Origin of the sequence: Halorubrum halophilum (assembly GCF_000739595.1) — an archaeon.
In the GTDB taxonomy this organism is placed as follows: Archaea; Halobacteriota; Halobacteria; order Halobacteriales; family Haloferacaceae; genus Halorubrum; species Halorubrum halophilum.
Genome location: NZ_BBJP01000039.1, coordinates 56,883 through 76,205, shown reverse-complemented (window position 1 = coordinate 76,205; position 19,323 = coordinate 56,883). Strand labels below are relative to the sequence as shown.

Genomic DNA, 19,323 nt, shown 5'->3' with positions numbered 1-19,323 from the left:
TAGTCATTGCTGTTGTCAGCACCAAGGTTGGTAGTCGATACGTCTTGTCCCTGGAACGGGCTTCCGGGGTTATAGGAGAAGTCGCCATGGCCATTGGCAGCTGCTGCAGCAGGAGCGGCAGCAAATCCAACTGCGACCATGGAAACCACCATGATTGCCGCAAAGAAGACCGCGTTGGCCTTCGTGCGGTAGGTTGTGTCGTTTGTCATTGTTGTTGTGTTCTACGTCGCGACAGTGTGCTTTATCCGCGTCTTCATCCGCCTGTTCGTTATCCACCAACCGTGTCAGCGGAGCACAATCAGACGTGACCCGGATTACTCGCCTTCGTGTCGCATTTGTGGGTAGGGTCTGCATCCGTTTGTTAAGGTGGTCAGTATAAATGCTTTGTGTGGTCTCTGGACTGTATGTGAACACCCCTCATAGGCGTCTGACAGGTGTAAGACAGTCGTTTTCAATTGTGGAACTGTGAGATTCGATCTGTTCCAAGCGAAGACACCTCTACTGACAAAAGAGGGCGAACTGAGTGACATCGAGTGTAGCGCTCATTTCAACGCAGGATTTTACCCGGTTGGCCGCAGAGGGTCGTACAATGGCGGATCCGCACGCGAAAACGCGCGCCCTCCTCGATGAGCGGCCGGAGGTGGAGACGGCTCTCGAAGAGATCCTAGCTGTTGATGCTGATGGTCCGTGGTCGTTTGATAGCGTTGACGTGGATTCCGGGACCTTCGGCGAACTCGTCTCTCGTGGCATCGTCGAGAAACAACCCGACACAAACGGAGACAGCGACAACCATTATCGTGTTGTCGACCACGAAGCGGTTCGGGCCGCACTCGATGGTGACTCCTATGAGAACCCACCGAACAACGAAAACGCCAGTACTGGGCTGAGATCGCAACTAGGACTGCGCATTCAGTCGGTTGGCGACACTGTTCATCGTGATCTCTTGTTTGGGCTTGTCGGTGGATTCTTCCTCCTCTTCGTGACGCGGATTGTGGCTCTCAGACGGGTGTTTCGCGACGAGCGCGTCCTCCTTCCGGGGAATGATCCGTACTACTATCTCTACTGGGTGGAACGACTCGCCGAGGCCAACACCAACCCGCTCGACTTCGAGGCGATCGCTGAGGTTCTCGGAGGACAAGGCTTCGGTGAGCCCCTTGTTCCCACACTGGGCTGGTGGGCGACACGGCTCGCCGGTGGGGGCGCAAGCGACGCGATCACGGTCGTCGCGTGGTTACCAGTTCTGTGTGCACTCGTCGTTGGCGCAGGCGTGTACTTGTTGGGGCTGTGGACGACGAATGATGAGCGGGTCGGCGTACTCTCAGTTGTCGTCTTTGCATTGCTACCGGGACACGTACTCTACTCGGGTATCGGCTTCTTCGATCACCACGCGTTCGATTATGTCTGGCTTACACTCTCTATTGGTGGCGTACTCTGGCTTGCACGCGATCACGAAGGACGGGATTCGGACACACGCCAAGGGCATCTCATCGCACCGACAACGTGGATTGTTGTCGGAGGACTCGGGCTCGTCTTTGCGGCGATGGTCCACAGTTGGAACGGCTCGCCGATACTGCTTGTCGGGCTTGCCGTCTACGCGACGCTTCGTGCAACATCCGACATGCGTGCCGGGTGGAATCCACTGATCGCGGCAACGCCGCTCGTAAGCGCTCTCGGAATTGGGTTTGTGATCGCCTACGCGCTACACACGCGCGCGGGATGGCAGGAACCGATCGTTGTGTATTCGCTCGCGTTGGTTGCCGTCGGAATCGCCGTTGTCGCGGGTGCCGCCACTATTCTGGGTCGATTCGACGTTCATCCAGGGGTCCACCTTGCTGTGTCCGTAGTAAGTATCCTGCCGCTGTGGGTTGGCTTTGAAGCGATTCAGCCGGAAGCGGCCGCCAGACTGGTTGAACGCGCAACTGGTGCACTCCTCGGCCGGGAAGGGGCCGTCGAGACGCGGTCGCTGTTCGCTGCCGATTTTGGTGTGATCTTTGGGCCGATCGATCATTTCGGATGGTTTCTGTTCGTGGCGCTGCCGGTAATTGGAGTTGTCGCATTGAGTTGTGTCCGCGCGCACGAACCACGGTGGCTGGTACTCGTGGGGTATGGGACCACTCTGATCGGATTCGGGGTTATCCAACTTCGGTTCGCTGGTGAGGCGACCGGAGTAGTCGCCGTCTTTGCGGGACTTGGACTTGTGTATCTGCTATCGGTTATCGATCTGGCCGATCGACCAACCCCCTTTGGATCACGCGACCAGCGGGTGCAGATTAATCTGACCCCGTCAGACACCACCTGGCAGCAGGCCGGATACGCGATCGGTGCCGTGGTCGTCGTCGCGAGCCTGAGTCTTTTCATGATCCCGGCGATAACCGACAGTGTAGCCCCAACTGACGCAGAGGCGAGCGCAATCGAATGGATCGACGCGGACGCAACTGAACGTGAGGGACCCGACTACGTGTTGACCGGATGGGGGAAAAGTCGGATGTTCAATTATGCGGTAAACGGCGAGGCGCGGTCGTACAGTTACGCTCAAACCAACTATGAGCCGTTTATTGAAGGACAAAATCCGAACCCGTATGCTGATCGGTTCAGCGGACGGGTTGGGTACGTGGTGATTCATGAGATCGACTCTGATTTCCCACCAGAATCGACGTACGGACAGCTATTTGAGGCACGCGGGAGCGCAACTGCGGCTGCGAACGGTTCGGGTCGGTACCAGCTATCATACGTTCCAAGCGAAGCCGATCTGGTGGTGCATCGCCTGGTCGCAGGCGCGACAATAACGGGCGAGGCCCCGCCGGACACAACGGTGACAGTTCGAACCGAGGCTGCAGTCGACGGACTCGATGAGCCGTTTACGTACGAACGCCGAACGACAGCGGGCGAAAACGGGACCTATTCAGTAGTCGTCGCACACTCAGGTGCCTATGAAGTCAGTGGTGAAGGAATTGACTCCAACCAGGAACCTGTCGACGTATCGGCAGATGCGGTCCAAAACGGGACACAACTTAACAGCTGAGGCTAATGGTAGCGATGGGTTGGTGAGCGGATTTCGTCCAAACTGTAGTAGGTACAGGACTAGTGAGAATGCTCGAACGTCAGCGTGTCTGAATCGGAGGAGCGAAATGCGTGAAGTACACGTCGAGCAGAGAGTCGAGTAACGAGACTTTTTTGTAACGACATCAATCCGACTGTATATGCGTCGACTCCGACTTCCGCTTATCCCGAACCCACTTCGGTGGGGTGCCGTCTTCACGGTTGCAGGGATCATTCTGTATTACTCAATCCGTGCGGGACCCGGTACTGGAACGTTCCAGACGGGACCGCTTGGGCTGTTTCCCTACTCGGACTGGCTGCATTTCCTCGCGTACGCCTGTCTCGCGGTGATGCTTGCGTATGCACTCCAGGATTCTCGCCTAGCAGAGTGGCAGGTGTTTGTTGTTGTCTTCGTGTGTGCTGTTGGGTTCGGGGTAACGATCGAACTGCTACAGTCGAGACTCCCATCGCGAACGTTCGCGTTCGGAGATATGGGCGTCAATGCGGTTGGCTCGGCCGTGGCGGTTGTCTGCTGGCGCGTTCTCGTGCGGTATGTTCGGTTCTATCGAGTGGCGCGACCAGCCGATCTCGAACCACCGATCAGCTAGTACGTGTAGACCGAGCACCGCAATCGTCGATGGCGGACGATTGGTGGTGAGGAGTCCACAGGTGATGCGGGAGGTGGTGACTGCTTCGCGAACGTTTTTATCCAGGTGGCCAATATGGCCGGCCATGCGCGCCGTCGACCACCCAACACGAGTGGGTCTACTGTCCTCGTTCTTAACAGACGGACGACAGCACCATCTCAGTCCTCCACACATCCGTCGAAATCGCAGAGCACCTGCTGGCGGTCACCCATTCCTATCCAGGAACAACAGCGCCTCAAAACGGTGGGAGCAGTTGTCCATCCAACGACGTACCGAAACTGACCGCGGTCGTAGTTGGACCGATCAGTCACCGTACCACTACACAGTCTACCAATGACACTCACAACAGCGGTCGTTCTTGCGGGCGGAGAGGGAAGCAGACTGCAGCCACTCACTGCAAACCGTCCAAAACCATTGCTTCCAGTCGGTGGCCGACCCATCCTCGAGCACGTCTTCGATGGGTTGATCGCCAACGGGATTGATGAGATTCATCTCGTTATTGGCTATCACGGAGATCGAGTCCAAGATCGATTCGGACCGACGTATCGAGGCAAGCAACTCGAATATCACCATCAGGCAAAACAACTTGGAAGCGGTCACGCCCTGCTCCAAGCGCGTGACGCCCTTGCCGAACCGTTCGTCGTCGTGAACGGTGACCAACTCGTCGACCCAGAACTTGTTGACGATGTCATCGAAGCCCATCGCGACGCCGGAACGATCGCCACAATCGGTGTCGTTCGAACCGAGGCGGCGAGCCAGTACGGTGCCGTCGAACTCACAAACGATGGGGAGGTTATCGATCTGGTCGAACGACCGACTGATGGCGACTATGAGCTATTGAACGCCGGGGTGTATGCGTTTGACCCTGTCTTCTTCGATGTGCTTGGACAGGCACCGCGCGTGGAGGGCTCACTGTCGCTTCCCGCCGTCGTTGCAGCAGCAGCTGCGGACTCGGAGTTGACAGTCACCGGTGTCCGGACAGAAGGATTCTGGACAGATGCGACGTATCCGTGGGACTTGCTGGAAGCCTCCCAGCAACTCTTGGAGCGGGAGTGGGGCCGACCTGCTGGGGAGCACTCGACAGAGCAAACGGATTGTTGGATCGCGGACGGCGCTCGCGTGCATTCGACGGTGACGCTGCGTGGACCCGTTGTCATCGATGATGACGCGGTCATTGGACCCGGAGCCGTAGTCGGGCCGAACACGGTTGTCGGACGGAACGTCACGATTGGAGCGAACACGGTCGTTGAGGGATCGGTGTTGGACGACGACACGCGCGTCGGACCGAACACGACGCTCAGTGACTGTGTCACCGGACAACAAGCCCAGATCGAAGCAGGTGTTACTGCTGCCGGTGGCCCGGCTGCCGTCCACGTTCAGACCACAGTCCATCCGGACCGACGCCTCGGCGCAGTCATCGCAGATCGAGCACAGATTCACAGTGGAGCAACGCTGTGTGGCGGCGTACTAATCGGGCCGAACGCAACGGTTGGTGATGGAGTGCAGGTACGCACGAACATCGAGGAAGGGGAGGTGATCCGCTGATGTGTGGGATTATCGGCTACGTCGGGACGGGAGACGCAACACGAGTGTTGATGGCCGGGTTAAACCAGTTAGAGTATCGTGGCTACGACTCTTCGGGGATCGCTGTAAGCGACGGCGGGATTGATGTCCGCAAGCGAGCCGGCGAGATCGAAAACCTCGAGACGGCGATCGAGACGGCCGCTCCGACGGGCTCGATCGGTATTGGACATACACGCTGGAGCACCCATGGTCCGCCGACAGACCGCAACGCGCACCCGCATACGGGCGAGACCGGAGATGTAGCAGTCGTTCACAACGGAATCATCGAGAACTACCAAACACTCAAAGACGAGCTAGAAGCTGCTGGGCGCACCTTCTCGAGCGACACCGACACCGAGGTCATTCCGCACCTCATTGAACAGTACCTCGCTGACGGCGTCGATCCGGAGACCGCCTTCCAGCGGGCGGTCTCCAGACTCGAGGGGAGTTACGCGATCGTTGTCGTGTTCGGAAGTGAAGACGCAATCTATGCAGCGCGAAACGACTCCCCGCTCGTGCTCGGTGTTGGCGACGACGGATATTATCTGGCGAGTGACGTTCCCGCCTTTCTGCAGTTTACTGAGCAAGTCGTATACCTCGACGACGGTGAGACAGTGCGGATGACTGCCGACGGATTCACCGTGCGTGATACTGCGGGAACACCCGTCGAGAAGCCAGTGAGAACTGTCGACTGGGATATCGAAGACACGGGCAAGAGTGGGTACGACCACTACATGCTCAAAGAGATCAACGAGCAACCGACCGCGCTCCGACAGTGTCTATCGGGCCGGATTAATCAGCTCGATGGGACTGTCGAACTCACTGACGTAGATGCGATAGACTCGCCACAAACAGTCCAGCTTGTGGCCTGTGGGACATCGTATCACGCAGCCCTCGTCGGCGCCCAACGGTTCCAAGCGATGGGTATCCCGGCACAGGCATTTCTGGCAAGCGAGTACGCGACACAGACGCCCCCGGTCGGTGATGCGCTTGTCATCGGGGTCACACAGAGTGGCGAGACTGCTGATACACTCGCTGCCCTGCGAGCAGCCAAGAATAGAGGTGCACAAACGGTGGCTGTCACGAACGTGGTGGGCTCAACAGCCGCACGAGAGTGTGATGAAGCGCTCTATATCCGGGCTGGCCCGGAGATCGGCGTGGCCGCGACGAAGACGTTCACGAGTCAGGTGGTGACACTTTCGCTGCTCGTCGAACATCTGTGTGAAAACGGATCGACGGCATCGCGAGAACGACTCGAAGCGCTTCGTGATTTGCCGGGGCTCATCCAACAGGTACTCGATGAATCGACTGCCGCGGCAATCGCCGAGGAGTACGTCGGCCAGAACGGCTACTTCTTCATCGGCAGGAACACAAACCATCCGGTTGCTCTCGAGGGAGCGCTGAAGTTCAAAGAGATCACCTACGAACACGCCGAGGGACTTGCCGCTGGCGAGCTCAAACACGGAACGCTTGCGCTCGTCACCGAGAATACACCAGTGATCGCCGTCGTCACCGATGATGATAAAGCAGCTCAGAAGACGGTGAGCAACGTGAAGGAGGTCGAAGCGCGCGATGCGCCGGTCATCGCAGTAACGGACGGCAGTACGGGAGTCTCTGAGTACGCTGACCACACGCTGGAGTTGCCCGATGCACATCCGAGTGTTTTGCCACTGCTTGCGAACACGCAGTTACAGCTGGTCGCGTATCATGTCGCGAACCAGCTTGGGCGGTCGATCGACAAACCCCGAAACCTCGCGAAGAGCGTGACTGTGGAGTGAACACCACAGACCACTCCTCAGCGGAGAGAATCGTTCAAAGAACACAGGAACGACGACAGACGATACACTGACGGAACTTTTCGCTCAAATGCCGAGGCTATCTTTGATTGCCGAGTCGATTTTCACCATATCTGATGACGGGACAGATCCAATGTTCTTTTTCACACGTTTGTCGATGTCGACAACCCGGATTTGACTGAGGTCTGCCACTGAATCGTGATCGAGGGCAGTATCCGAAGCCAGTACTTCCACCTCGAACGGGTACGTGTCTCCAGACGTGTACTGCGTTGTGAATGGAGCGATGATGGTTGTCGGTGAGTACTGATTCCCAACATCGTTCTGGATGATAACACAGGGCCGGGTCTTTCCTTGCTGCTCACTCCCTTTCGTGGGATTCAGTTCAACGATGACAATGTCGCCGCGGCGTACCTGCACACGTGACTCCAGAATTCACTCGCTCCAGCCGGGTGCGTCACCGAGATGCCCGGTTGCTTCTGAGGAAGCTTCTTCCATTTCTTCAGCCAACTCACGAGACCGTTCGGCCCTCTTTCGATATCCTTCAGCAAGCCGTTCTTCATCTGTCGGCGGTTTGAGTATGATCTCGTCATTCACTTCGACGAATTCAACTTCGTCACCGCCTTTAATGCCACGACGATCTCGCAGTTCCTTCGGAATCGTCACCTGCCCCCGATCTCCGACTTTCCGTTTGTGTTTGGACATGTATATTCATACTTTTTTCATACTGATATAGATGTCGGTGGCATGGTCATTCAATACGCACTCCTCAGCGACCGGTTGCTTCAGACGATGATATATCTGAAGAAGAGGCTCTGTTGAAATCCTCAAATTGTGATAGGTTGGAGAGAGCACGCTGAATACAGAGCGCAAGTCTCGTACTAAGTTCCTCTCAGATTCGGTCAGGCCGGATCGCTCAGTACAGTAAATGTATCGTGAGAGCTATTTGCTAACCCCACCCCCAAGTAGTTCCGCAGTTAGGACATTCAGACATGGTTCCCGTGCAAGGAGGACAAACATAAATATCACACTCATTACATTCATCCCACGTAGAACCTTCGCAATGGCCACTGTTTACGAAACAGTCTGGCATACAGCGATGGAATTATTCTGTATATCAATCAGTGCTGGTTTACCGGACGTTAATACCGCAAATCAGATATATTCCGGAATCGATGTGTACTACCACCATCTTGAAAAAGCTCAACCTTTTCCATTAAATCAGGGTTGCATACCTCCCTGTCCGCGATAAAGATATGAGCAATTGGCAGGCACATTCTATCGGCTAATTCAGGATATAGACGGAGAAAATAACATCGTTCAGGTGCTAACTACATCCTCTGTATCTCGCACCTCGATCCTATCAGATCTTAAGGATTTCAACAGAGCCGAAGAAGAGGATTTCAACGGAAACGATAGAGCGCAAATTGACATCCTCCTCCGCGTGAACGCGGAGGAATCCCGAGCGGTGGGAGTTTCAGGTTCGCAACCATGAGTCCGATTTCTTCTTCGGGAACCCGTTTAACCCATCACGAAACGGTGGCTGACTGGCGGTGCCAAACCGCCGGTACTCCTATCCTCAATGCCGCTGACTCCCACCTGTTATTTTTGCCAGCAGGGAGTCGCCGACACTTCGACGGACTTGGAGGTATCTTTGGGCTTGCTCGACCAACAGGCACAGACGAACGCTTCTGGCATTCGCGTTCACCGTGTTGGTGTTTCGGATATTGTCTCATTAGCGGCGGCGAGGCCGCCTCCGAAGGCCGTTCGGAATCGCTCCGTTCCGACCTGACCTTACCCTCAGATACGAATTGACACCACTTGAAACTGCGGACTTTGGAAACTCGGGGATACCACCGAACAGTGGTTCGTGTAGAGTTCTGTCGGATTCATCCTGTGGCTAAAGCCGCAGGTATTCCCCTCGAATCGGTATAAGCGCGTCAATTGTGATGTAGCCAACGACGAGGTGGAGATTTTCGTTCCCACGTCGATGAACGCGTCGAACAGCTTCCGAAATTGGGGCGTCGTCTCGAGGAGAATCGGTTTCGGCCGGTGCTCGGTGATGGCCTGAGCCGTTGCGGTCCTCGGGCACATGGACGACGCTTCCAGAATCGTCTTTGGTACGGCCACCGACCGCGAGCGTATGTTCGGAACCAGCGGCGTGCGCGGTCCAGTCGGCGAGACGGTCACGGCCGATCTCGCACTCGACGTGGGACGGGCGCTTGTGACTGACGGCGCCGAGACAGTCGTGGTCGGCCGTGACGCTCGCGCAAGCGGGCGCATGCTCAGCCGGGCGCTCACCGCGGGGATCACGGAGTGTGGCGGCGACGTTACGGATGTCGGCGTACAGTCGACACCCACGGTCGCGCGGACGGTGAGTCGTGAGGACGCAGATGCGGGCGTCGTCGTCACCGCCTCGCACAACCCCCCGTCCGACAACGGGATCAAGCTCTGGACCGCCTCGGGCCGTGCGTTCGATGATGAGCGCAACGATCGCATCGCCCAGATCGTCCGTGAGGGCGAGTTCGCGGCCGCGTCCCACGACGCGATCGGGACAGTCAGTCGTATCAACGACGGACGTGACGGTGAGAGCCCTCGTGCCGAACACGAGCGCGCACTTCACGCAGCGGTGTCACTACCCGACGATCTGTCCGTCATCGTCGACGTGGGTAACGGTGTCGGCCGCGTGACTGCCGACGCACTCCACGCCGCGGGGTGTACCGTCGAGACGCTCAACGGCCAGCGTGATGGACGGTTCCCCGGCCGACCGAGCGAGCCGACAGCCGAACACTGCGAGACAGCCTGCAAACTTGTTGGGGCGACCGACGCGGACTTAGGGCTGGTTCACGACGGGGACGCTGATCGGCTGATGGCGATCGATGAACACGGGCAGTTCGTCTCCGGCGACGCGCTGCTCGCGTTGTTCGCTCGTCGTGAGGCCGAAGCGGGTGACCGCGTGGCCGTACCAGTCGACACGAGCCTCTTGGTCGCGGACGCGGTCGGAGACGTGGGTGCTGAGGTGATATATACGCCTGTGGGGGATGCATACGTTGCGGCCGCGACCGAAGAACCAGACGTCGTCTTCGGAGGTGAACCGAGCGGCGCGTGGATCTTCCCCGAACACACCCAGTGTCCAGACGGGCCACTCGCCGCCTTTGTACTCGCCGCGCTAGTTGTTCAGGAGGGATCGCTCGCGGCGCTTGTCGACGAGCTGCCCACATATCCGATCCGGCGTGAGTCGGTGCGGACAGATTCGAAGAGCACAGTTGTCGAGGCCGTCGCCGAGATTGCGGCTGCAGAGTTCGACGACATCTCGACACGTGACGGGATTCGCGTGGAGACCGACGCAGGCTGGTTCCTCGTACGTGCGAGCGGCACCGAGCCGCTGGTGCGAGTGACAGCTGAAGCACGCGAGGAAGCCGATACTGAGGCGCTGTTCGAGACGGCTTACGAGCTGGTCGAGCGAGCAGCTAATCGGGTGTGAACCGCCTTGGGGGCAAGCCTCGAGGCACTCGCCTTGTTATCTTTGACATCCTCCCCGCGCTAAACAGTAGTTGCCGAACCTCACAACACGTCTCATATCGAGGATACTGGTCATCAAACTCGGTGTATTCTATTTATATATCTCTTTATTACGTATATAACTGAAGACCGTTGTTCACACCCGATCGGTGACTGATACGGGCCGATTCGGCAACTACTGTGAAGGGCGAGGCTTTCGCCTCGAATTTTTCGGCTCTGTTGAAATCCTCAGTAGGTGATATATTCTGCCCCGGTTGCGGTCAATACAGAGGACTCACGAATCGCTCGGCACAGGGTTTCCGAAGTATCTCGTCCGATTGGGCAACCCCAAACACTATTATCTAGTACATGAATTATGAATTGTATGTCGAAGGCAGCTGGAGACCCCGAACGCGCCGTCAACGGCCTGCTGTCAGTTGCACAGCTGCTGGAAGAGCCACGACTGGCGCGGCTCTACACCTTCGTGCTCCGGCAAGAGGAGGTCACTATCGACGACATTGTCGATGAACTGGAGATTCCCCGGACGACAGCGTATTCCGATGCCGGCTCGCTCGTTGAGCTCAAGGTCCTCACTCGAGATGAGGGCCAGAAAACACACACGTATTCAGCAGTCCCGATCACTCTCTCGACAAATCTCGGGGGAGACGAGTATACGATCACGCCGACGCTCATCGAAGCGTTCGGCCGATCTCCTCGGGATCAGGACCTCAATCTCCTCATCGAGAGAGACGGTCTCGGAAAGCTCGCTGCCGCCCTAACGTATGCGATACCGTACGCCAACGGGAACATGTCGGAGCGAGTTGCAGCCCGGGAACTCGACCTTCAGCACGCCTTCGCAATTGCCGTGTTACAGGCACTACGAGACGTCGTCCTCGACATGGAGCCGGTTGATCCCTACTTCGACGAGATTCGGGATGCCAACGAGAATCCGACGGTCGAAGGCTGACTACGAGAGCGATGAGTGAGACGTTCGACCCGTTGCAGGATTCCGTGACTTGGATAGCGGATACAGGTTTGTTCATCGCCTGTGGTCGGCAACAGAACAACAAGTACACCGCTCTCGAACGCTTTGCCCGACGGAACGACCTCACGTTCGTCGTTCCGCAGCGGGTCTACGACGAACTCGGTGGTGCGCCGGAGAGAAGTACGCCGGGCCAGACTCCGATCAACAGCGCCATCGACGCTGGTTGGATTACAGTTGCCGACGAGCCTGATTATACGAACGGGACGGTATCACGAGTGATGGACGGTGTCCGATCGTATATCGCTCGATCCTCGAAAAGAAGCGAGGATCGGATCGAAAAGGCTGACACCGCGCTTGCTGCGGCCGCAGTTGAAAGGCTCGAAGCGGATAGCGGTCTGGTCTGTATCGTGACGACCGACATCGACGCCGGCGAGGCGGTTGTTGCGACACTCGACGCCCACGGGTTCGAGAATCGTGTGCGGTTCAAAAATGGGTTTGAGCTGATTGACGAGATCACGTAATGGTCAGTCAGCAGCCATCAGCGAACAGCTGTTTCGAGAGAGGATATGTCTGAAAAAGAGGATTTCAACAAAGCCAATTTTTCGTAAAAGCTCTGCGTTTCTCGTGCGGCTCTCTCCGATCAGATTTGTGGGTGGGCACACACCGATGCGATCGGGGCGTGAGCCGTCTTCGACGATCAGAGCGGCTTTACCTCGTCCGGTCGTCGCACCCAGATATGTACGGAGTCGTGCTCGCGGCGGGTCGTGGAACGCGGATGCGACCACTGACGGATCGGCGACCAAAACCGCTGCTCCCGGTCGGCGACCGATCGCTGCTCGAACACGCGTTCGACGCCGCGTACGAGGTTGTCGACGAGTTCGTGGTCGTGATCGGCTATCGCGGCGATCTGATCCGCGAGACGATCGGTGACTCGTATCGAAACCGACCCGTTCACTACGTCGAGCAGGAAGAGGCGCGAGGGACGGCCGATGCCGTCGCGCAGGCCGAGTCAGTCGTCGACGACCGGTTTATCGTACTCAACGGCGACGTACTCGTTGATCCCGAACTGCCGCGGGCGCTAGCCGACGCGGGTGGGACTGCAGTCGCCGCTACGGTCGTCGACGACCCACAGTCGTACGGTGTTATTTCGACGACGAGCGAGGATGGCACCGATGGTGATGTCCTTGCGGGTATCATCGAGAAGCCCGCAGATCCCCCGACATCGCTGGCGAATGTTGGTTGTTACGCGTTCGAGCCGGACGTTTTCGAGTACATCGAGCGAACGCCCGAAAGCGAGCGGGGTGAGTACGAGATCACGACCACGCTGGAGTTGCTTCTTGCTGACGACCGCGAGATTGCGGTCGCATCGTATGCGGGCACGTGGCTCGACGTCGGGCGGCCGTGGGAGCTGTTGGAGGCGACCGAGGTCGTCCTCGGCGACTGGGACGACCAGCAACTCGACGGTACCGTTGAGGAAGGTGTACACCTAGAGGGAGCTGTCGTCGTCGAGGCCGGCGCCCGTGTTCGATCGGGTGCATACGTGGAGGGGCCGGCCTTGATCTGTGAGGGTGCAGAAGTCGGACCGAACGCCTACATTCGGGGGGCGACCGTCGTGGGTCCAGACGGTCATGTGGGTCACTCGGTCGAAGTGAAAAACTCGGTGCTCATGGCCGGCGTGTCGGTCGGTCACCTGTCCTACGTCGGCGATTCGATACTGGGTCGCGACGTGAACGTCGGCGCCGGAACGAACGTCGCGAACCTGCGCCACGACGACGAGAACGTTCGGCTGACCGTGAAAGGCGACCGGGTCAACACGGGTCGGCGAAAGTTCGGTGTGGTCGTCGGCGACGACGCGAAGACGGGGATCAACACGTCGCTGAACGCCGGCGTCACGATGGGCGTTGGTGCGACGACAGCGCCCGGTGAGGTGCTCACACGGGACCGTCTCACGAATGACTGACCAGTATTGGTGTGAAGGGCAACGAGAGAGCCGTCCAACTGGCTACCGCTTCGTTGCCAGACTGTGCCTGCGGGCAACTAGAACGCGAGACAGTCTGGCAATCCCTTCAGGCCGGGGAGGAGGTCAATATCGACACGACACCGCCCCCGACAATCGCTAACCCACCAAGTCCGAAGCAGACCGCCCAGAACGGGACACGCTCGACGACCCGCATGAGCGCGTCGATGGTAAGGTAGCCGACAATCGCACTGACAGCAAGCGCGACGAACGCAGCCGTGGGACTGATCCCCGGGAGACCACCAGCACTGAGTAGTGTGAGTGCCGCTGCGCCGAGACTGGCTGGGATCGACAACAAAAACGAAAGTCGAAACGCGGTCGGCGCCTCATAGCTGCGAAAGAGGAAGGCGCTCGTGGTCATCCCCGATCGCGAAACGCCGGGCAGGATCGCGATCCCCTGAACGGCGCCGACGAGGACTGAATCCGCGAATGTTGGCGCTTTGTTCTTTCCCATCGAGACGGATTCAGACGCGAGTTGCAAAATTCCGGTTGCAACTAGCAACAGTCCGATGACAGCGATAAATACGCCACCGGTGAGTTGGCCAGCCAGATCGACGGCGAAGATGTAGAGCGGGATTCCCACGAGGCCAGTCATAAACGAGGCGACCACGATGTACGAGGCGATCGCATTCTCCCCCTCGTAGGCTGCTCGCGGTCGCCAGTCCGGCACTGCGGCGAGGACTGTCCGAAGTTCGTCGCGGTAGTACGTCGCTGCAGAGAGGGTCGTCCCCACCTGTAAGAACAGCGCAAGTTGGAGTGCGACATCAGGTTCAGTACCGACCGCCGTCAGCACTAACGCGAGGTTCCCTTGACTGGATACGGGGAGCCACTCGACGATTCCTTGGACGATCCCCGCGAGGATTGCGACCGCGATATCCGTGGAATTCACTATCTCATGTGGGTTGAGCCGACTACTTAAGCGATACAGATTCTCGATTTGAGTAGTCAATAGTCGTCCGAATCCGACTCCTCAGTCGCTTTGAACGAGTCCGAAGTCAGTCCATTCGAGTCGTCTGAATCCGACGCCTCAGTCGCTTTCAGCGAGTCCGAGGACAGCAACTTCGAGTCGTCTGCATCGTCAGCCATGGAGCGAGTCGAATTCACACCCGAATCGGCATGCGACTGTCCGTTTGTGTCGTCACCGTCAGTATTCGGGGGGGCTGGTGGCTCAAGCGCAGCGATGGCAAGTGTGACGGGACGCGTCTCCCGGAGTGTTTCCCAGTCACGCGTATCTTGCATCGCGAGCAGTCCCCCAACAGCGAGTCCGAGACCGACAACCAGACGTACTGTCGAGACCCCACCGGGGAGACTGGTGATCGCGACGGCGGCGCCCAGTGTGGCGACGCCGAGTCCGGCCGCCCGAAGCGGCGCGGCGAACGTCGCGGTGGCCCCGCGCTGGGCGATGTCGACGGCACGAGAATCGGCTGCACTATCGACAAGTCGCTCGATCACCCAGTCCAGGATACGCAAGAACGGCCCGACCGTCCACGTCTCCCGAAGGTCGATCACGATCACTTCGGGATCGGGTTCAGCGGTGAGCCACTGAAAGAGCGCCGAGGTACGCACCCACAAACCGACGCGGTCACTCGCAGTCCGCACAGCTGATGCCACACGAGAGCCGGCCAGCATGGCCGGCGTGTCGTCCGACACATCGCGAGGAGATGCGTCAGGCTCCTCTGTCGAGCGAGCCGTCATACGCTACACCTCGCTCTCGAGTGCCGCTGAAAGAGTGCAGGGGGGATTGGGGGAGACCGGCCGCAGTCGGTCATCTGGAGACGCCCACCACCTCGACTTCGATAACTCTCGTCCCCAGATCGAGGGTGATAGTCGTGCCACCGCGGAGCTGGTCGCCTTTGAACAGGACACCCGTCGCAGTTTCTCGGACTTGGAACTGTGCAGTGATCGTCACGTCGCGATCGATCGGATGATCGACGACGTTGACACTCCCGTCATCACCGGTGGCGATGATGAGCGATGGTTCTGTGTCCACATCGGTGAGCTCTGCAACGGGGTCATTGGCCGGGCCTTCGATCATCCCTGGCTCAATCGAATCAGCGGTGTCTTCACGCACATCCGTCATGCGAAGCGTGACGTTCCGGGTGGCGGTCTCGCCCAGTCCATCACCGTTGGTGCGCTCAACATCTCCCTCAATGGTGTAGTCATCAGCAGGGAGTGTGAGTGACTGTCCGCGTTGGAGAGGAACGCCACCGAAGCGGGTGTACCCGTCTTCACGGTGCGTCGCAAGCGTCGTCTCGGCGAGAAGTCGGGTCTGTCCAGAGGTGTTCGTCGCGTAGGTCGCAACATCGTCGATGGTCGCAACAGTGCGGCCAGCCAAGCGGATCTCGTCGCCAGGGGTGACCGCAGAGGCGGTTTCGGCGTCGAGGGTGTCACGGATGATGACGCGTCGCTCCCCGGTGGTAAGCGCATCACTGTTTCCAACGGCACGGATCTGACCCTCTACCTGATACCGGCTTGTTTCGATAGCGAGTGTGCGGCCGAGACGCGGTGGGGCATTCCCGTAGGTCAGCGTACCATCATTCGCTTCGCCTTCAAGAGCAACGCGGAGGGTGACGCCGATGTCGTTCCCGCGGGGAGTCAGGTGGACATCCGTAATCGTGGCCGAGGAGGATCCGTCGGGTTCGTAGGTGTCACCCTCATTAATCGCGTCGACGATGTAGGCGGGTTGCGTGCCCATATCGAGGGTGGCGTAGGTGGTTTGGGTGTCTGGTTCGGGTGCGTCGTCGCCGCCAAAGACGAGGGCAGCGCCTGCGATGACGACCGCCAAGACGAGGAGGACAACGAGCGCGTCGATAACGTTGACGGCGCCAAAGAGGTTGCCGTCGTCGTCAATCAGTTCCATTGGAGACCACCCGAGAGTCGCATTAGTGCGTGGGTGTTGGGCAGGGAGTAAAACGGTTCCCCTTTTTGGGAGCGTTCGAATTCGAACGTGCCGGCACCCGCTAGACCGACAGTAGAGGACGTGTTCGGCTTCGTGGTCGAGCGCACGCGAAAATCGCCAGTAGCTGTCGCGATGGCGGACGATCCGACACAACACCGAACTGCTCCAGCGGACCGTCTCGCGGGCAACTGATCGGCAACGTGACGGTGGCGATCTGGGAACGTCCGACTGACTCAGAAGAACATGTCGGACGAAACACCCACCGATGACGTGCCTGACGGCGATCGACTCGACCGGACGGCGATGCAGACGCTCGGTAGACGGACAGCGATACATCCGCTCGTCGATTCGTGGGCGTTCGGACCCGACTCGATCTCGCCGGGGTCACACACGTCTTCGAAACGGTGGTCGACGCCGGAGTCGACAGGCTGGTCGTGATCGTGGGCTATGAGGTGGGGCGGATCGTCGACAGGTTCGGCGACGCCTTTGAAGTCGTCCCGATCACCTACGTCTACCAGCGCGAGCGGCTGGGGCTCGGGCACGCGGTGTTACAGGCCGAACAGCACGTCGACGGGACGTTCCTGCTCGTGAACGGCGACAACGTCTTCGCGGGAAGCGTCGAGCCCGCGATTGAGGCCGTCGAGGAGGCAGACACCGCGCTCGCGGTCGAGGCGGTGTCGCCCGCGGTCGCGACGACGACCGGCGTGATCGAGACAGACGAAACGGGAGTGACGGGAATTGTCGAGAAGCTGGCCCAGAAGTACCTCGATCAGCTCGTCGAGGATACCGTTTTACAGAAGACCGACCGCGGGAGCCAGACGCTCTACTGCGTCGATCAGCTGATGGCGACCTATCGCGAAGTCGCAACCCTCCAACGCGAGCACGACCGGGAGGGCTTGCCGACACCTTGGAATCGATGCAGACACGGATCGCAGAGTGGGAAGCCGAGTACGACGTTGAGTCGCCAAGCGAACTCCTTGCGAGTGTCGCCGATGTCGATGCCTCTGATGAAGTCGAGAGATGGCGGGATATCGCCAGCGAGTGGGACCACCTCGCTGACCGGTTGCCGGTCGTGAAAGCAGCGCTGAAAGAGTACGATTGGGCGACCGATCGAGACGGGGTTCCGGTCTGAACGATGGGTTGCCAGGAAGGATCGACGCGTCCGTGTATAGCAGGCTACGTGACGTGCTAACGAAAATGAGTTACTCGTCGGAAAACATCCGGCGACGGTCCGTGGATTCCGACTCGGACTCTTCGGTATCGACCTGCTCTTCGGCCAGCTCGTGCCAGACCCGGGCCACCGTTTCGATGGACTGGCCAGTCGCGTCGGCAACATCTTCAGCAGTCACGACGTGGTCGGGGTCCACCATCTCATTTGGGTGAAGTCACCGACTCGAGTAAAAGACTTCGAATATTGGGCTCTCGGTGGTTCGTGTCCGTGTACCCTTGCACTCGGACTGCGTTCTCGATTCCCTTTTTCGCAGGCTTATCATCTGTTAGGACCACAACACCTTCCGATGAACGGTCTCTGATGTACTGGATCGCTAGCCCGGCGAGAATCGCATCTGTTTTTTTTCGACCTCGTGTTCGGCCTGATCGGTTTCGTTTGCAATAGTTCGTTTGGCGATATCACTCGCGGCGACAGCGTCGCCATCCGTCGGTGAGGGAGCATCAATGATTGTTGCCCAACCCTCGTCGAGTGACGTTCGGACACGGTCCGTCTCTGGTCCTCCAAGTTCACCGATCACGCGTCGGGGGAGTTTGCAGACAACGCCAGCATTTTGGACTGCACTCCGGAAGCGCTGATACTGAGGATTCGAAGGACTACCGATTGCGTGAACTACCTCAGGGTCAAGCCCCAAGGCACTCGCCTTGCTTATCTGTAGAAGATATTCGCGTCGACAAGGATGTCTTGGTCAGCAGAGAATGGTGTGTCGGTGTCCATTCGTCCGACTCACCTATCGAGATCCGACGAGTGAGTCGGGGCATCAGATATTGCGTCAAGGTCAGGGAGATCCATTTCGTCATCTACATCCGGGAACAGATACTCAAAGAACGGATCGTGGTCTCGGCCAACGGCCAGTGCCGGTTTGAGTGCGTAGATGATCATCATTGCTTCCGTTTCGCGAACGTCGATATCAGTGGCGACCATCCGCTGGGTTGTCTTGCCCGCGAAATGGAGTCCAGCACCCCGTAAAGCTGCGATGAGTTTCCCGATACCGTAGCGGTCGATAAAGTACGCGATGTCCTCGTCGACCTCTTGGAGCGCGAGGGCGTGGAGGACGGTCGGTGTGATGACGATTGGGGCATACTGCTCGACGATGACGATCGGATCGGCAGTCAGTTGCTGGGGGCGCGTCGAGTCATCACGGTCGACGAGGCCGAGGTCGACAAGCTGATCGACGTACTCGTAGGTCGTCGATTTCGAAATATCGAGTGCCTCCATGATCTCCGGCGGGGCAACCGGCCCCCAGTAACACACGTAGACGTAGACACGGGTCAGTGCGGGGTGGTTGAGCAACTGAACGACCGTCTCGAGCCGAGGAGCGTTCTGGGCCAGCGTCTCTGGCTTGAGCGCCTCTTCACCCATCACATCTCTCGGTGGCGGGTCCAGCGCGTCGATCCCACCATCCGGACGAACGCGGTTGTGATCAGCAGTCATACTTGTTAGTCCGAAGTCCATGTACTTCAGACTATCGCCGCAAACGACTGTCACAACGTCCGTGACCACGTCCATCTGGGACCGGACGCACTGACGACCGGAGACGATACGACACACCCGACCGACCGGCGTGACGTCCTCTTAATGGTGCTCTCAGAGATTGAAGACCACCGGCGTGCCTTCTGGATCCGGTAGTCTCGTCGATGGGGTTCGGTGA

General features: G+C 58.6%; 15 protein-coding genes and 3 pseudogenes. 9 read left to right on the top strand and 9 right to left on the bottom strand.

What is annotated here, in order from left to right; genetic code table 11:
• Positions 1-110: 110 nt before the first annotated feature.
• Positions 111-209 (bottom strand): annotated as a pseudogene (locus ACP96_RS20035) (surface glycoprotein); the annotation flags it as partial.
• Between the two features lie 380 nt (positions 210-589).
• On the opposite strand from ACP96_RS20035, the gene ACP96_RS13030 reads away from it, so the two are divergent.
• The 4 genes from ACP96_RS13030 (at position 590) to glmS (ending at position 7,027) form a co-directional block, all read left to right on the top strand.
• Positions 590-3,022 carry an STT3 domain-containing protein gene (locus ACP96_RS13030; protein ID WP_050033617.1) on the top strand — a complete coding sequence of 811 codons (2,433 nt, stop codon included), beginning with the start codon at positions 590-592 and terminating at the stop codon, positions 3,020-3,022.
• Between the two features lie 178 nt (positions 3,023-3,200).
• The gene (locus ACP96_RS19755) at positions 3,201-3,647 is read left to right on the top strand and encodes a VanZ family protein (protein ID WP_050033616.1); all 447 of its coding nucleotides are present in this window, start codon (positions 3,201-3,203) and stop codon (positions 3,645-3,647) included.
• A 372-nt stretch (positions 3,648-4,019) separates the two neighbouring features.
• A complete protein-coding gene (locus ACP96_RS13020) occupies positions 4,020-5,231 on the top strand; it encodes a sugar phosphate nucleotidyltransferase (protein ID WP_050033615.1) in 1,212 nt (403 codons plus the stop codon).
• Positions 5,231-7,027, top strand: coding sequence for a glutamine--fructose-6-phosphate transaminase (isomerizing) (glmS, locus tag ACP96_RS13015; protein WP_050033614.1), 1,797 nt, complete (start codon positions 5,231-5,233; stop codon positions 7,025-7,027). The genes ACP96_RS13020 and glmS overlap by 1 nt, the downstream gene beginning before the upstream one ends.
• 84 nt (positions 7,028-7,111) lie before the next feature.
• Here glmS and ACP96_RS13010 read toward each other — a convergent pair whose 3' ends face one another.
• Both ACP96_RS13010 and ACP96_RS17935 read right to left on the bottom strand, forming a co-directional pair.
• Positions 7,112-7,462, bottom strand: coding sequence for a type II toxin-antitoxin system PemK/MazF family toxin (locus ACP96_RS13010; RefSeq protein ID WP_050033613.1), 351 nt, complete (start codon positions 7,460-7,462; stop codon positions 7,112-7,114).
• A 15-nt stretch (positions 7,463-7,477) separates the two neighbouring features.
• Entirely contained in the window at positions 7,478-7,747 is a 270-nt protein-coding gene (locus ACP96_RS17935; protein ID WP_082222541.1) for an AbrB/MazE/SpoVT family DNA-binding domain-containing protein, read from the bottom strand.
• A gap of 1,438 nt (positions 7,748-9,185) precedes the next feature.
• Between ACP96_RS17935 and glmM the strand changes: the two genes are divergently transcribed.
• The 4 genes from glmM to glmU all read left to right on the top strand — a co-directional run bounded on the left by glmM (position 9,186) and on the right by glmU (position 13,488).
• Complete coding sequence (gene glmM, locus ACP96_RS13000) at positions 9,186-10,526, top strand: phosphoglucosamine mutase (RefSeq protein ID WP_050033611.1); 1,341 nt, start codon at positions 9,186-9,188, stop codon at positions 10,524-10,526.
• Between the two features lie 402 nt (positions 10,527-10,928).
• Entirely contained in the window at positions 10,929-11,510 is a 582-nt protein-coding gene (locus tag ACP96_RS12995) for a DUF7437 domain-containing protein (RefSeq protein ID WP_050033610.1), read from the top strand.
• A gap of 11 nt (positions 11,511-11,521) precedes the next feature.
• Positions 11,522-12,049 (top strand): hypothetical protein, encoded by a 528-nt coding sequence (locus ACP96_RS12990; protein ID WP_050033609.1) that lies wholly within the window; start codon positions 11,522-11,524, stop codon positions 12,047-12,049.
• 215 nt (positions 12,050-12,264) lie between these two features.
• Positions 12,265-13,488 carry a bifunctional sugar-1-phosphate nucleotidylyltransferase/acetyltransferase gene (glmU, locus tag ACP96_RS12985; RefSeq protein ID WP_050033608.1) on the top strand — a complete coding sequence of 408 codons (1,224 nt, stop codon included), beginning with the start codon at positions 12,265-12,267 and terminating at the stop codon, positions 13,486-13,488.
• Between the two features lie 106 nt (positions 13,489-13,594).
• Here the strand turns inward: glmU and ACP96_RS12980 are convergent, their stop codons facing one another.
• The 3 genes from ACP96_RS12980 to ACP96_RS12970 all read right to left on the bottom strand — a co-directional run bounded on the left by ACP96_RS12980 (position 13,595) and on the right by ACP96_RS12970 (position 16,405).
• On the bottom strand, positions 13,595-14,434 hold the full coding sequence (locus tag ACP96_RS12980; protein ID WP_050033607.1) for an undecaprenyl-diphosphate phosphatase: 840 nt from the start codon (positions 14,432-14,434) through the stop codon (positions 13,595-13,597).
• A 56-nt stretch (positions 14,435-14,490) separates the two neighbouring features.
• Positions 14,491-15,240: a hypothetical protein gene (locus ACP96_RS19305; RefSeq protein WP_050033606.1), complete on the bottom strand. Its 750-nt coding sequence runs from the start codon at positions 15,238-15,240 to the stop codon at positions 14,491-14,493.
• A gap of 70 nt (positions 15,241-15,310) precedes the next feature.
• Entirely contained in the window at positions 15,311-16,405 is a 1,095-nt protein-coding gene (locus ACP96_RS12970) for a DUF4330 family protein (RefSeq protein WP_050033605.1), read from the bottom strand.
• A 389-nt stretch (positions 16,406-16,794) separates the two neighbouring features.
• Between ACP96_RS12970 and ACP96_RS19595 the strand changes: the two are divergent.
• Positions 16,795-17,576 (top strand): annotated as a pseudogene (locus ACP96_RS19595) (DUF7342 family protein).
• A 70-nt stretch (positions 17,577-17,646) separates the two neighbouring features.
• On the opposite strand, the gene ACP96_RS18750 reads toward ACP96_RS19595, so the two are convergent.
• The 3 genes and pseudogenes from ACP96_RS18750 to ACP96_RS12960 all read right to left on the bottom strand — a co-directional run bounded on the left by ACP96_RS18750 (position 17,647) and on the right by ACP96_RS12960 (position 19,127).
• Entirely contained in the window at positions 17,647-17,814 is a 168-nt protein-coding gene (locus ACP96_RS18750; RefSeq protein ID WP_154020471.1) for a hypothetical protein, read from the bottom strand.
• A gap of 1 nt (position 17,815) precedes the next feature.
• Positions 17,816-18,389 (bottom strand): annotated as a pseudogene (locus ACP96_RS19925) (hypothetical protein).
• Positions 18,390-18,398: 9 nt separating this feature from the next.
• Positions 18,399-19,127 carry a DUF7437 domain-containing protein gene (locus ACP96_RS12960; protein WP_050033668.1) on the bottom strand — a complete coding sequence of 243 codons (729 nt, stop codon included), beginning with the start codon at positions 19,125-19,127 and terminating at the stop codon, positions 18,399-18,401.
• Positions 19,128-19,323 lie beyond the last annotated feature (196 nt).